The sequence below is a fragment of the Microbispora sp. NPDC046933 genome (assembly GCF_040644635.1).
Taxonomy (GTDB): Bacteria; Actinomycetota; Actinomycetes; order Streptosporangiales; family Streptosporangiaceae; genus Microbispora.
Genome location: NZ_JBEYWW010000004.1, coordinates 39,657 through 52,049, shown reverse-complemented (window position 1 = coordinate 52,049; position 12,393 = coordinate 39,657). Strand labels below are relative to the sequence as shown.

Annotated in this window: 14 protein-coding genes; 7 read left to right on the top strand and 7 right to left on the bottom strand. The window is 71.0% G+C overall.

Annotated elements, in window-relative coordinates; translation table 11 throughout:
- Nucleotides 1–68: 68 nt before the first annotated feature.
- Nucleotides 69–518: an Lrp/AsnC family transcriptional regulator gene (locus ABZ857_RS06590; protein ID WP_357038548.1), complete on the bottom strand. Its 450-nt coding sequence runs from the start codon at nucleotides 516–518 to the stop codon at nucleotides 69–71.
- A 141-nt stretch (nucleotides 519–659) separates the two neighbouring features.
- Nucleotides 660–2,480 (bottom strand): DUF222 domain-containing protein, encoded by a 1,821-nt coding sequence (locus tag ABZ857_RS06585; protein ID WP_357039358.1) that lies wholly within the window; start codon nucleotides 2,478–2,480, stop codon nucleotides 660–662.
- Here ABZ857_RS06585 and ABZ857_RS06580 point away from each other — a divergent pair.
- Nucleotides 2,397–2,852: a hypothetical protein gene (locus tag ABZ857_RS06580; protein ID WP_357039386.1), complete on the top strand. Its 456-nt coding sequence runs from the start codon at nucleotides 2,397–2,399 to the stop codon at nucleotides 2,850–2,852. The two genes, ABZ857_RS06585 and ABZ857_RS06580, sit on opposite strands and share 84 nt — an antisense overlap.
- A 467-nt stretch (nucleotides 2,853–3,319) precedes the next feature.
- Here the strand turns inward: ABZ857_RS06580 and ABZ857_RS06575 are convergent, their stop codons facing one another.
- From ABZ857_RS06575 to ABZ857_RS06565, 3 genes are all read right to left on the bottom strand, one after another.
- Nucleotides 3,320–4,006, bottom strand: a complete 687-nt coding sequence (locus tag ABZ857_RS06575; RefSeq protein ID WP_357038546.1) for a DsbA family protein — start codon at nucleotides 4,004–4,006, stop codon at nucleotides 3,320–3,322.
- 76 nt (nucleotides 4,007–4,082) lie between these two features.
- Nucleotides 4,083–4,907: an MBL fold metallo-hydrolase gene (locus ABZ857_RS06570; protein ID WP_357038543.1), complete on the bottom strand. Its 825-nt coding sequence runs from the start codon at nucleotides 4,905–4,907 to the stop codon at nucleotides 4,083–4,085.
- 28 nt (nucleotides 4,908–4,935) lie between these two features.
- Nucleotides 4,936–5,985 (bottom strand): DMT family transporter, encoded by a 1,050-nt coding sequence (locus tag ABZ857_RS06565; RefSeq protein WP_357038540.1) that lies wholly within the window; start codon nucleotides 5,983–5,985, stop codon nucleotides 4,936–4,938.
- Between the two features lie 100 nt (nucleotides 5,986–6,085).
- On the opposite strand from ABZ857_RS06565, the gene ABZ857_RS06560 reads away from it, so the two are divergent.
- Complete coding sequence (locus ABZ857_RS06560; protein WP_357038537.1) at nucleotides 6,086–6,781, top strand: helix-turn-helix domain-containing protein; 696 nt, start codon at nucleotides 6,086–6,088, stop codon at nucleotides 6,779–6,781.
- Between the two features lie 77 nt (nucleotides 6,782–6,858).
- Nucleotides 6,859–7,512 carry a hypothetical protein gene (locus ABZ857_RS06555; protein ID WP_357038534.1) on the top strand — a complete coding sequence of 218 codons (654 nt, stop codon included), beginning with the start codon at nucleotides 6,859–6,861 and terminating at the stop codon, nucleotides 7,510–7,512.
- A 2-nt stretch (nucleotides 7,513–7,514) separates the two neighbouring features.
- Here ABZ857_RS06555 and ABZ857_RS06550 read toward each other — a convergent pair whose 3' ends face one another.
- The gene (locus ABZ857_RS06550) at nucleotides 7,515–8,243 is read right to left on the bottom strand and encodes a TetR/AcrR family transcriptional regulator (protein WP_357038531.1); all 729 of its coding nucleotides are present in this window, start codon (nucleotides 8,241–8,243) and stop codon (nucleotides 7,515–7,517) included.
- Between the two features lie 65 nt (nucleotides 8,244–8,308).
- Between ABZ857_RS06550 and ABZ857_RS06545 the strand changes: the two genes are divergently transcribed.
- The 3 genes from ABZ857_RS06545 to ABZ857_RS06535 all read left to right on the top strand — a co-directional run bounded on the left by ABZ857_RS06545 (nucleotide 8,309) and on the right by ABZ857_RS06535 (nucleotide 10,756).
- Nucleotides 8,309–9,052, top strand: a complete 744-nt coding sequence (locus ABZ857_RS06545) for an ATP-binding cassette domain-containing protein (RefSeq protein WP_357038528.1) — start codon at nucleotides 8,309–8,311, stop codon at nucleotides 9,050–9,052.
- Nucleotides 9,049–9,777 carry an ABC transporter permease gene (locus tag ABZ857_RS06540; RefSeq protein WP_357038525.1) on the top strand — a complete coding sequence of 243 codons (729 nt, stop codon included), beginning with the start codon at nucleotides 9,049–9,051 and terminating at the stop codon, nucleotides 9,775–9,777. The genes ABZ857_RS06545 and ABZ857_RS06540 overlap by 4 nt, the downstream gene beginning before the upstream one ends.
- A gap of 70 nt (nucleotides 9,778–9,847) precedes the next feature.
- Entirely contained in the window at nucleotides 9,848–10,756 is a 909-nt protein-coding gene (locus ABZ857_RS06535; protein WP_357038523.1) for a LysR substrate-binding domain-containing protein, read from the top strand.
- 1 nt (nucleotide 10,757) lies between these two features.
- On the opposite strand, the gene ABZ857_RS06530 is transcribed toward ABZ857_RS06535, so the two are convergent.
- Complete coding sequence (locus ABZ857_RS06530) at nucleotides 10,758–11,657, bottom strand: helix-turn-helix transcriptional regulator (RefSeq protein WP_357038520.1); 900 nt, start codon at nucleotides 11,655–11,657, stop codon at nucleotides 10,758–10,760.
- A gap of 224 nt (nucleotides 11,658–11,881) precedes the next feature.
- On the opposite strand from ABZ857_RS06530, the gene ABZ857_RS06525 reads away from it, so the two are divergent.
- Nucleotides 11,882–12,376: an ATP-binding protein gene (locus tag ABZ857_RS06525; RefSeq protein ID WP_357038517.1), complete on the top strand. Its 495-nt coding sequence runs from the start codon at nucleotides 11,882–11,884 to the stop codon at nucleotides 12,374–12,376.
- Nucleotides 12,377–12,393: the final 17 nt, after the last annotated feature.

Here is a 12,393-nt window from a genome sequence, read left to right as displayed (position 1 = left end):
GCGTAGGAATCGGAGGGCGACAATCCAATGCGCCCGCGTTGCGATCACGTGTGGATCGGTTGCGTCCTTCACCCGTTTTGCAGCGATCCGTTAATCAGCCGCGACAGCACGATCGAGCTCTTGGTGCGGACCACGAACGGCTCTGCCGCCAGGCGTTCGATCACCCGCTCGACGTGCCGCACGTCGGTCGCGCGGATGTGCAGCAGCGCGTCGGCCTCGCCGGTGACCGTGCAGGCCGAGACGACCTCCGGGTGCCGGGACACGGCCATGCCGATCTCCGCCGGGGAGGTCTTGCCGCGGCAGTACAGTTCGACGTACGCCTCGGTGGTCCAGCCGAGGGCCGACGGCTCCACCCGGGCGCTGAAGCCGGTGATCGCGCCGCTGGCGATGAGCCGGTCGACCCGCCTCTTCACGGCCGGAGCCGACAGCCCCACTTGAGCGCCTATCTCGGCGTACGTCGCTCGGGCGTCCTCGACGAGGGCCCGGATGATGGCGCGATCGAGCTCGTCCAACTTCACGTGGACCTGTATACAGCCGCGGCGTCCGGCATGCCCCCGCGCCCGGCGTGCCACCCCGTCCACGGCTGCGATGACATGCGTAAGGCGTCAGGTATGGATTGTCGGTGGCGGTTGACCGTCTGATCGTTTGCGGACAGCGCCCTAAATCCGCAGCCTGCGGGTTCTGACGGGGTTGTGGTAGGTGAAGGCCCAGCGGTCCTTGCCGACAGTGTGGCGGGTGTAGCGCTCGGGGTGCTGGTAGCGGTCGCGGTTGTGGAACTGGCAGGCGGGGCCGAGCAGTTTCAGGTCGGTCAGGCCGCCGGTGCTCCAGTTGTCGGCGTGGTCGATCTGGCACATCGTGGCGGGCAGTGGGCAGCCGTCGATCCAGCAGGTGGCGTAGCGGGCGAAGATCGCCCGTCGTTGGGCGGGGGTGGCCAGGCGGACTTTGCGGCCCATGTCGAGCACCTGCCCGTCGGCGTCCATCACCAGCCGCACCAGGCTGCTGGTGCGGGCCAGGCGGTGCACGCCGGAGACCGGCAGCACCTGCCCGGTGGCCAGCAGCAACCCCGGCGCCGGCAACCCCAGCATCGGCAACCCCGGCACCGTCCCCGGCGCGGCCCCGAACAAGGCCCCCGGCCCTGCTCCAGAGCCTGTCCCCGGTGGCGCCCCCGACTGCGCTTCCGGGTCTGCTTCCGGGTCTGCTCCCGGCTCCGGCCCCGCATCCGGCCCCGCATCCGGCCCCGCATTCGGGTCTGTCTCTTGCCCTGGGCTGAGCGCGCCCGGCGTCTCCGGCGCTCCTCCCGCTGTTTCGAGTGGTGTCCTCGGCGACGCGCCCGGCGACCGCTGCGCTCCACCGCCGCACCCGCACGCGCTCTCGCCGTGCCCCCGGCGCTCGTGGCCGTGGTCGGCACAACCGTGGTCAACGCAACCGTGGTCAATGCAACCGTGGTCAATGCAACCGTGGTCAATGCAACCGTGGTCCGCACCCGGGGCAGCGTCTCCGGGCGTGTCGACGAGGCCCGCGGCACCGGCGCCGACGGCTTGGTCCGTCCCTTTGGCGTCGCCGGGCCTGCAGTCGGGTGGGGCACCGGTGCCCGGCCCGTCCCGGCCTTCCCCGAGGTCGCGGCTATCTTGGGCGTCTTCGGCATCCCCGGCGTCCTCGACGTCGCCGGTGGCCCGGCCGCCCTCGATGTGCTGGGCGTTCTCGATGTGCTGGGCGTTCTCGGTGTGCTGGTCGGTGTCCCGGGGGTTCTCGGCATCCCCGGCGTCTTCGACGTCGCCGGTCTCCCAGCGGTCCCCGGGGACCTCGGTGTCGTCAATGGTGTCGTTGACCGGGTCGGCGGGGAGGGATTCGGCGTTGACCAGGACCAGAAGCTCGGCAGCGATTTTCTGCTCCAGCAACGCGATCAACGCATCCGCCTGCCGCACCCGCAGCGGCCGATCATCGCCCTCGACCCGCGGCCTGGCATAGGCGTCCAGCAACGCCCGCAGCCGGGCGGCGGCCTCACGAGGCAGATAGAACTCCCCCTCCAGCCCACCACCTTTGCCGGTGCGGACCGTCAAAAACCGCCGCGCATAATCGGCCTGCTCATCGCGTTCCTGCCCGTCGGGGTCGAGCACCGCTCGCAGATACCGGCCCGCTTTGGCCACCTCCGCCGCGCCTGCCTTACCCGCCAACTCCAGCAGGATCGGCTCCGCCAGCCCCACCTGCTCATCACTCAGGCCGGCGACGGCGGCGCAGATGGCCTCCACCACTCCCGCGGCCAAAGCCCCGGCCTCGAACGCCTCCCGCACCCGCGGCAACCGGGCCAGCTCCACCGCCACGGTCAACAACCGGCCCGCCCCCGCAGCACTCATCCCACCCACGGTGCGTAACCAGCTACGGGTGGAGGCATGCCCATGCTGCTTGACCTGCCCCGCCCGGTCCACCCGCCCGACGCGCCCGGCCAGCGCGCACGTGATCCGATCCCGCGCGAACAGCAACTCCTCAGCCTCGGCCAGGCAGATGTCCGCATCTTCGGGCACCGGCGTCAGCGCCAACGCCTGCGCCGACTCCCGCAACGAGGCCACCAACACCCACGACGACTGGACCCTGCCGCGACCGGCGTTCCCGCGACCGGCACCCGCATCACCCAAGCCGGCCTCGGCATCATCGCCGGCAGGACCGGCACCATCCGCGCCGCGACCACCACGACCACTGCCGCAGGCACCAGCGCCCCCGGCAGCGTCGCCGACAGCACCGGCGGCATCCGCCGCGCCAGCCCTGGCAGCGCCGGTGCCGTCAGCGCCGCTACTCGCGGCAGAGCCGACCGTGGCCGCGTCGCCTTGCGCATTGGTCGGACCACCATCGACTGAACCGCCAACGCCCGCACCGGCATGGCCTGAACCGTCACGCGGACTCTCGGAACGCGGACTCTCGGAACGCGGACTCTCGGAACGCGGCCTCTCAGGGGTGTCGCTCGGGAGATGCCCGACGGGGCATTCGTCACGGGCCAGCGAACCTTCCGACGACCACAAAGGAGAATCGGCGATCAGCTGATCCCGCCAGTCGCCATCGGCTTTATTCGAACGACGAGGGCGGTCAGAATCACAGTCGAACAGATTCATCACACCCCCTCAATGGATTCGAAATTCTGTATGAATTCTCTCACCGCCTTATCACTCAGAGCAACCATGAGAAACGAATAGTTGGAGCAGCAGGTCGCCCTCGAGAAAAAGGGCCAATAGCGCGGGTAGCTATCCCAAAAAGGGCGACGGCACCTGCAATTGCCCGGCACTACCACGCCCCAGCTGGCGCAACGCCCGTCCGGGAGGGGCTTCGGTCAGGCGGCGGCGCGCTTGAGGATGTCCTCGAACACGCTCGGGTCGTCGGAGGAGACGACGGGCCAGCCGATGCCGTACGGGCCGGCCCAGCCGACCGCGATTCCGGGGTTGGCATGGTCGGTGCCGTCCGGAAGGAACAGGTGCGGGCTGCAGTTCACCCGGTCGGTCGCCGCGACGGCGGCCTGCATGGACAGCGCCCGGCGGGCCCGCCCATCGTCGAGGGCGGCCGCCAGGGCGTCCACGTCCACCGCGCCGGTGGACGCGGCGGCGTCCAGGATGACCTTGCGGTGGCTGATACACCGCGACTCGGCCCAGAAAGCCCTCCGCAGCGCCAGGTCGAGCTGCTCGGACGCGGTGAATCCCTGCTCCTTGGCCGCCTGGACGGCCTCCAGCGCGGGCAGCGTCGTGGACGGGTACAGCCAGTCCTTCGCCTGCCACAGCTGCCACCCCGCGTCGGGTTCCAGGGCGGCCATCCGGCCCACCTCGCTGTCGGTCCCCGGCCGGGGGCTCGGCGCGTCGTTGAGCAGTTCCAGGGGGAAGGCGCGGTGGTCGAACCGGACCCGGCCGGTCAGGCCCAGCCGTTCTCGGGTCTTGTGGAGCCGGTATACCGCGATGTGCGCGAAAGAGCACCAGATGTCCGAGAAGATGATGATGGTGCCGGGCTCGGGGGCCGGTGTCGTCGTCATCGACGTTCTCCTTGTCTGAGTCGGGCCGTTTGTCTGTGCCGTTTGTCTGTGCCGTTTGTCTGTGCCGCGCCGTTTGTCATGCCGTGCCGGCGGTGAGCGGTGCTCCTTCGTGCCTGGCGAGCACGGCCTCCACGAGCACGTCCTCGTCCGGCAGCCAGGGCGTCATGCGGGGCACCTCGCGCAGGGTCTTCACCACCGCCTCGGTGCGCTCCACGACGGTGGCGCCGTGCGAGCTGAGGATGTGCCGCGGGTCGAGCCGGACCAGCTCGTCCAGCACGGCGTCGAACTTGGCCGGGTCGGCCAGCGCGGTCCAGGGGGCGTTGGCCCTGGTGAACAGGGCCATCCCGGCGAGGTAGTCGATCTCCGGGACGTCCTGGGCGCTCTCCGCCGGCTCCGGCAGGACCGCGCCGAAGCTGTCCGCGCTGAACAGCGAACGGCTGGCGTGGTCGTACAGGGCCAGCGTCGAGGGGGAGTCGTAGGCGGGCGGGCGGAGCAGGGAGACGATCCTGCCCCCGAGGTCGAGGGTGCGGCCGGGGTTGACCTGGAGGACGCGGTTCGGGGGCACGTCCCACTCCTCGCCCAGCCGCGCCACGGCCAGGCCGTTCGTGACGACCTTGGCCTGCGGCGCGGCCATGAGGATCTCCTTGAGATTGCCCGCGTGGTCCCGGTCGTCGTGCGTGAGCACGATCCAGCGCAGGTCGTCCGGGTCGACCAGGGACCACAGGGCCTGTTCGAAGTGCCCGCGGTCGATCGCCATGCCGGTGTCGACGAGGATCGGCTGCGGACCGCGGATCAGGTAGGCGTTCACCGGCAGCAGGCCCGCCCCGGTGATGGGGAGGGACGACGGCAGCGTGTGGACGCCGGGTGCCGCCTGATACGGACCGCGCAGGGAGGAGGGCATGGAGGGAGTCCCTTCTTCGGGTGGTCGCTCAGGTGAGCTGGACGAGCACCGAGCCGGCGATGAGCAGGGCGAGACCGGACAGGCGGGGCGTGGTGAGCGGGCGCCGGGGCAGCCGCAGGAGGCCGTAGTTGTCGATCACGGCCGAGGCGACCTGCTGGCCGGTCACGGTCAGCGCCACGGTTGTGGCGGCGCCGATCGTGGGGATGAGCGTGAAGGTCGCGGTGACGTACGCCGCGGCGCAGGCGCCGCCGAGCCAGCCCCACCAGGGCATGGTGCGCAGCGGGGCGAACCGCGGGCGCGGCGTGCGGCGCGTGGCGAGCAGGACGGCCAGCACCACGGCGATGGTGATCGTGGCCACGGCGAAGCTGATCATCGCGGTGGTCACCGGCTGGTGGATGTCCTCGCGGAGCGCGGCGTTGACCGCGCCCTGCACCGGCAGGACGGCGCCGGCCACGATGCCCAGCAGGATCCAGCCGGTCTGGCCGAGGTTGCCGGTCCGCCGTACGGCCGCGGGGGCCGGGGCGGTGACGGTGGCCGTCCCACCGCGGGCGGGAACGCCGGCAGCGCCGCCGGGCGCCGGTCCCGCCGTGACTCTGGGGGCGGGCGGGGGCGGCGACTGCGCGGGCAGGGCCGGGCGCTGCCCACGAATGATCACCGTGATTCCGGCGAGGACCGCGAGCGCGCCGAGCGCGATGCCGGCGCTGAGCGGCTTGCGCGCGATGCCGAGCAGGCCGAACAGGTCGAGGCCCAGCGACGCGAACATCTGGCCGGTCACGAACAGCCCGGCCGCCGCCAGGGCGCCGAGGCGGGGGAAGAGCAGGATCCCGCTGGTGATGTAGAGCGGGCTGGCAAGGCCGCCGAGCAGATGCCAGAACGGGACACCGGGCGCGAGGCGGACCGCGCCGATCGCCCCTGCGGCGACCGCGAGGAGCGCCAGCAGGGCCGTCGCCACGCTCAGCTGCAGGGTCGAGGCGCCGTACGGCGTCCCGACGGCCTTGTTGAGCTGGAGGTTCACCGAGGCTTGCACTGCCAGTAAGCAGCCGACCAGCAGTGCCGAGGCGAGGAACAGGACATGCATGGCAGTCCTCCGCGACAGAAGTGGACGTAGTGTCCGGATGAGCGTAGGCCAGAACCGGACGCTGTGTCCACATAGTTGCCCGAGGGGCTACCATGTCCTCATGGCGTTGACGGATCCCGGTGGAAACCGGAGGAACGGCCGCGTTCCCCCGGAGGGGACCATGCCGGCCGGTGCCGGCCGGGAACTGCCCGTGCTGGACCTCGAACCGGGCCGGCCGGCGCCGGTGCGGGAACGGGCGGACGCGGCGCGCAACCGCATGCGGGTGCTGAAAGCGGCGGAAGAGCTCTTCGCGACGAGGGACGCGCGGCACGTCACGATGGACGAGATCGCCAAGGCGGCGGGAGTGGGCCGGGCCACGCTCTACCGGCGCTATCCGGACCCCGCGTCGATCGCGACGGCCCTCCTGGACGAGCACGAGCGGCAGGTGCAGGAGCACATCCTGAGCGGCCCGCCGCCGCTCGGCCCGGGGGCCTCACCGGCCGACCGGCTCGCCGCGTTCCACGTCGCCATGATCGACTTGCTGGAGCGGCACCTGCACCTCGTGCTGGGTGCCGAGACCGGGAGCGCGCGGTTCGGCACCGGCGCCTACCGCTTCTGGCGTGCGCACGTGCGGATGCTGCTGACCGAGGCGCGAGTGCCGGACCCGGAGGGAACGGCGGACGCCGTGCTGGCACCGCTCGCGCCCGAGGTCTACCAGTTCCAGCGGCACGTCCTGGGCCTGTCGCAGGCCCGCGTCACCGAGGCGCTGGTGTGGAGCGCTCGCCGGCTCGCGGGGGGCGGTGCGCCGGCGAGTTGACGGATGCCGCTCTCGCGAGCGTCGTTCTCCCCGAGAGCATCACGAATTCTGCACATTCCGGGCTTAGCATGTGGCGAGTGATCTCGTCGAAGGAGCCCGGGGTCACCCGCCCCGCGGTGATCCCCCTCCTGGTCATGGCGGTCGCCGCGGTCGTGATGGTGGTGCTGGAACTGCACAGGGGCCCCGTCTACAGCGCGTTGTGGCTGTTCGGAATCTTCGCGGAGGGGGCGGCGTATCCGGCGCTCCTGGCCGTCTGCCTGCCCATGATGGTCGTGCTGGGGCTGGGACGCCGGCCGGTCGCGATCGCGCTCGGGCTGGCCCTGATGGTCTTGGGGCTGGCGTCAGGCCCGGTGGCGTTGGCGAATCCGGTGCTACGTGCGCGAATACGATTTTTCGTGGAAAGGCCGGCGTTCAGTCAGGTGGTCGAGCTGTACCGACAGGGGAGGCTGCCGACGACCGGGCAGGACGGCTATTACGGCCCGAAACTGCCGGGTCCGCTGTGCTACCTCTCGGCGAACTGCCGCGTGGCCACCCTCGGCTACAGCGGCGGCCAGCCAATCTTGTACGCTCCCGACTGGATCGGCGTTCCGGATGACTCCATCGGCTTCGCTCATTTCGCGGGCGAAGCCTCGGGTCGCTACGACGGTTTCGGCATGCAGATCTGCCCGGTCGTCCCTCTCGGCGAGGGCTGGTGGTGGATGGACTCCTGCGCCCTGAAGGCTTCCTCGTGAAGTCACTGATCCGATCCGGCGAGGTCCGCGCGCGTGGACGACGGGAACGGCGGCGACCCCGCCGGTGACCCGGAAACCGGGGTCGACGGCGATCTGTCCCACCGGGTGCAGTAGTCGCCGACCCCGCGCTCCAGTAGCTCGAAGGCGCGCTCGGCGTTCTCCCTGATGTCCGCCCTGATCAGCGTCGCGTCCTCGCCGGCCATCTGCCGCATCGCGAAGTGGCGGGTCAGCGCGCGGACGACGGCGCAGATCTGCGCCGACACCAGCCAAGGGGTCAGGTCGTCGGGATCGGCGTCGGTCTCATCGGCGAGCGTCCGGGCCAGCCGTTCCTCTCTGTGGACGTCGAGCATGCGTACCCGTGACTGCAGTGCCGGGCTCTCCCTGACCCGCTGCGCGAACAGGTCGGCGCCCTCGCTCATCCCGTAACGCCAGTCGCCGGCGTCGAGGGCCTCGAAGAAGTCCCGCCGCACCGCCTCGACCGCCGTCTCGCCCGCGCGGCGCTCGCGCACGGCCCGGGCCAGCAAATCCTCGGTCTCCTCGCTGCGGTCGAGGAACATGTCCTCCTTGGTGCGGAAGTAGTTGAAGACGGTGTTGACCGACACGTCGGCGGCCCTGGCCACCTCGGCCACCGTGACGTTGTCGAACCCCCGTTGCAGGAACAGCCCCATCGCGATGTCGGCGATGCGCTGCCGCGTCTCCCGCTTCTTCCGCTCCCGCAGGCCCTCTTCCACGCCCTCGATTGTAAGGGCGAGCACAATCTTTAAGTGACACCAAATTTGGTGTTACTCTACCCAGCATGATTCACGCCAGAGGGCTCACCAAGACCTTCGGCCCGGTCGAGGCCGTTCGGGGGATCGATCTCGACGTCTCCGCGGGGGAGATCGTCGGCTTCCTCGGACCGAACGGCGCGGGCAAGACCACCACGCTGCGCATGCTGACCACACTGCTGCGCCCCACGTCCGGCACCGCCACGGTCGCGGGCGCCGACCTGTTCGCCGACCCCGCGGCCGTACGCCGCCGCATCGGCTACGTCGCCCAGGGCGGCGCGTTCGCGCCGTTCTCCCCAGTGGGGGAGGAGCTCGTGCTCCAGGCCCGCCTGTACGGCCTGAGCAGGGAGCAGGCCCGTGAACGGGTGACCACGCTGCTCGCCGAGCTGGACCTGCCCGGGGTCGAGGGGCGTACGACGGCGACGATGTCGGGCGGCCAGAAGCGCCGGCTGGACATCGCGATGGGCCTGCTCCACCGGCCCGAGCTGCTCTTCCTCGACGAGCCCACGACCGGGCTCGATCCGCAGAGCCGCGCCAACCTGTGGGACCACGTGCGGCGGCTGCGCGAGCGGGACGGCCTGACGGTCTTCCTCACGACCCACTACCTGGAGGAGGCCGACGCGCTCTGCGACCGCGTTCTGATCATCGATCACGGCCGGATCGTCGCCGAGGGCACCCCGGACCAGCTGAAGTCCGAGCACGGCGCGCGGACGCTCGACGACGTCTTCCTCGCCGTCACCGGCCGCGGGCTGCGCGAGGGGGCCGCCGCGTGACCGCCCTCGCCGCCCTGACCGGGCACTACCTGCGCGCCTCCTTCGGCAACAAGTTCGGCCTGGTCTTCAGCGCCCTGCAGCCGTTCCTCTACCTCGTGTTGTTCGGCCCGCTGTTCGACCGCAGCGGCGTGGGCTCGTGGGCCGTCCTCGTGCCCGGCCTGCTGGTGCAGCTCGGGCTGACGAGCGCGGGAATGGCGGGCTTCAATATCGTCTTCGACCAGCGGTTCGGCGTGCTCGAACGGCTGCGGGTCACGCCGGTGAGCCGGGTGACGCTGCTGCTCGGCCGGGTGCTCAGGGACAGCGTCGTGCTGCTGGTCCAGGCGGTGGCGATCATCGTGGCCGCGTACGCGCTGGGCCTGCGGGCGCCGCTCGCGGGGGTGCTGGCGGCGCTGCTGCTGACCACCGTGCTGTCGGTCGGCATGGCGTCGCTGTCGTACACCGCGGCGCTCACGCTGCGGCAGGAGCTGTTCGCGCCCGTGATGTCCACCCTGGTGGTCCCGCTGATGCTGCTGTCGGGCGCGCTGCTGCCGATGTCGCTCGCCCCCGCCTGGCTCGACGTGGTGTCGCGGCTCACGCCGTTCCGGTACGCGGTGGAGGGGCTGCGCGCGCTGTTCGCCGGTTCCTACGCGTCGTCCGCCCTGGTGTGGGGGGTCGTCGTGTCCCTGGCCTTCGCCGTCCTGGGCGTTACCCTGGGCACCCGTCGTTTCCAAAGGGAAAACGCCTGATCAGGGCTAGGAAAAGGCATTCGAAGTTCATACCGGTTTGCGGGCGCCGCCGGGCACGGAGACGGTCACAATGGGTGGCGTGGCGGACGTCAACTTCACCCTCGTCCAGCTGCGTTACTTCGTAACCGCGGCCGAGCTCGGCAGCATGACCGCGGCCAGCAGAGAGCTCATGGTGGCGCAGTCGGCGATCTCGGCCGCCATCGCCCAGGTGGAGCGGGAGCTGGGGGTCCAGCTCCTGATCCGCCACCACGCCCGCGGCCTGTCGCTGACCCGCGCGGGCGAGCGCTTCCTCGTCGAGGCACGGGAGTTCCTGTCCCACGCCGCCGCGCTCGCCCAGTCGGCGCGGGGCCTCGCGGGGTCGCTGACCGGTGAGCTCGCCGTCGGCTGCCTGACCACGCTCGCGCCGTTCTACCTGTCCCGGTTGCTGCGCGAGTTCGCCGAACGGTATCCGGGGGTGCGGGTCAGCGTCGCGGAGGGCGAGATCTCCGCCATGGAGTCGGCCCTGCTCGACGGGCGGTGCGAGGTCGCCCTCGTCTACGCCATCGATCTCGCCCTCGACCTCGACATCCGGACGCTCACCCGCGCCAGGCCGTACGCGCTGCTGCCGCCGGAGCATCCGCTGGCCCGGGCGGAGGCGGTGTCGCTGGCGGACCTGGCGGCCGAGCCGATGATCCTGCTGGACCTGCCGCGCAGCCGCGACTACTTCCGGGCCATCTATCCCACCGAGCCGCGCGTGCGGTTCCGTACGTCGAGCTACGAGACGGCGCGCTCACTGGTGGCGGGCGGGCACGGCTACTCGATACTCAACCAGCGGGCCGACAACGACCAGACCTACGACGGCGGCCGGGTCGCGTGCGTCCCGATCAGCGACGACGTGCCCACGCTCGACGTCGTGCTCGCCTCGGTGCGCGGCGTGCGGCCCACCGCCCGGGCGGTCGCCTTCGCCGAGACCTGCCAGGCGTTCTTCTCCAGGAGGTAGCTCACCCGAGGTCGGCGAGCAGTTCCTTCAGGAACGCGCCGGTCTGCGTGGCCGGCCTGGCGTCCACGCACAGCGCGTTCATCACCTGCGTGTACGCCTCGGTGTCCTCGGGCTTGTCCAGGTAGAGGGCACTGGTGAGCTGCTCCAGGTAGACGACGTCGGGCAGCTCGGGCGCCTCGAAGCGCAGGATCGTGAAAGGCCCCCCGCACGCGGCGTGCCCGCCGTGGTCGAACGGCACGATCTGCAGCGTGACGTTCGGCTGCCGGGTCACCTCGATGAGGTGTTCCAGCTGGGCCCGCATCACCTTCCGGCCGCCGATCGGGCGGCGCAGCGCCCCCTCGTCCATCACGGCCCACAGGGTCGCCGCCTCGGGCCCGGTCAGCCGCTCCTGCCGGCGCATCCGCAGGTCCACACGCCGGTCGACGTCGTCGGCGGACCGCCCCGCGCTGCTGCGCAGGACGAGGGCCCGCGCGTACTCCGGCGTCTGCAGCAGCGTGGGCACGAACTGCAGCTCGTAGCAGCGGATGACGGACGCCGCCTCCTCCAGGCCGACGTAGAACTCGAACCAGCCCGGCAGCACGTCGCTGTACTTGTGCCACCACCCGGGGATGTTCGCCTGCCGCGCCAGGTCGAGCAGCACGGCCCGGTCGTCGGCGTCGGTGATGCCGTAGAGGGTGAGCAGGTCGGCGACGTCCCGCTCCTTGAAGCCGACCCGGCCGAGCTCAAGCCTGCTGATCTTGGCGTGCGACCCGCGGATGGCACGGGCCGCCTTCTCGGGGGTGATGCCGCTCTCCCGGCGCAGCCGCCTGAGCTGGGCGCCGAGCAGAAGCCGCAGGGCCGTCGGGCCGCCGCGGGCGATCCCGACCGGTGTGGGGGCGGGGCCGGCCGCCTGTGCGTTCACGAGGTCTCCATCGGCGACGCTACGGAAGAATTCCTAGTCAACCAATCGGGTCGATCATCCTACCGGACCGGGGTGAGGCCGTCTTTTCTGGGAACTTCGACGGAAAGTCGGGGACGCGCGACATTTGCACGTGCACGCGTGCTTGCATCCGCAAGGCACAGGGCAAGATACACGACGGCAGGGAAATTCACATCATGTAATGAGTGAGACCTGAGGGATCGGCGATGACAGCAGACCTGGCGGGCCCGGGAGCCGCGACAGCGCCTCCGTGGTTGACCTCGATGTTCGAGCGGGACGACGTCGCCGGCTTGTCCCTGCCTCCCTCGGCGACGTGCACCTTCCACGGGCGCACCACGTCGGCCGCCGCCGCCCGTGACTTCACCGCCAGGACGCTGTGCGGCTGGGGCCTACCCGGCCTCGTGCCGGACGCGCAGATCGTGGTGTCGGAGCTGGTGACGAACGCGCTGCGGCACGCTCCCGGCGACCTCGCGGAGGCCCCGCCGATCAGGCTGAGGCTGGTGAAGCACCGGTTTCATATCGGCTGCGGCGTGAGCGACGCCAGCGCACGGGTGCCCGCCGTCTCGCCCTGGAGCGACCTGTCGGAGTCGGGCCGGGGGCTGCACCTGGTCGAGGCGCTGACCGCGGCGTGGGGGTGGATCCTCACCCACGGCGGGGGCAAGGTGGTGTGGGCGCTGTTCGACGCCTCGCCCGCCTCCTGACCGGCCCGCTTTCCGGG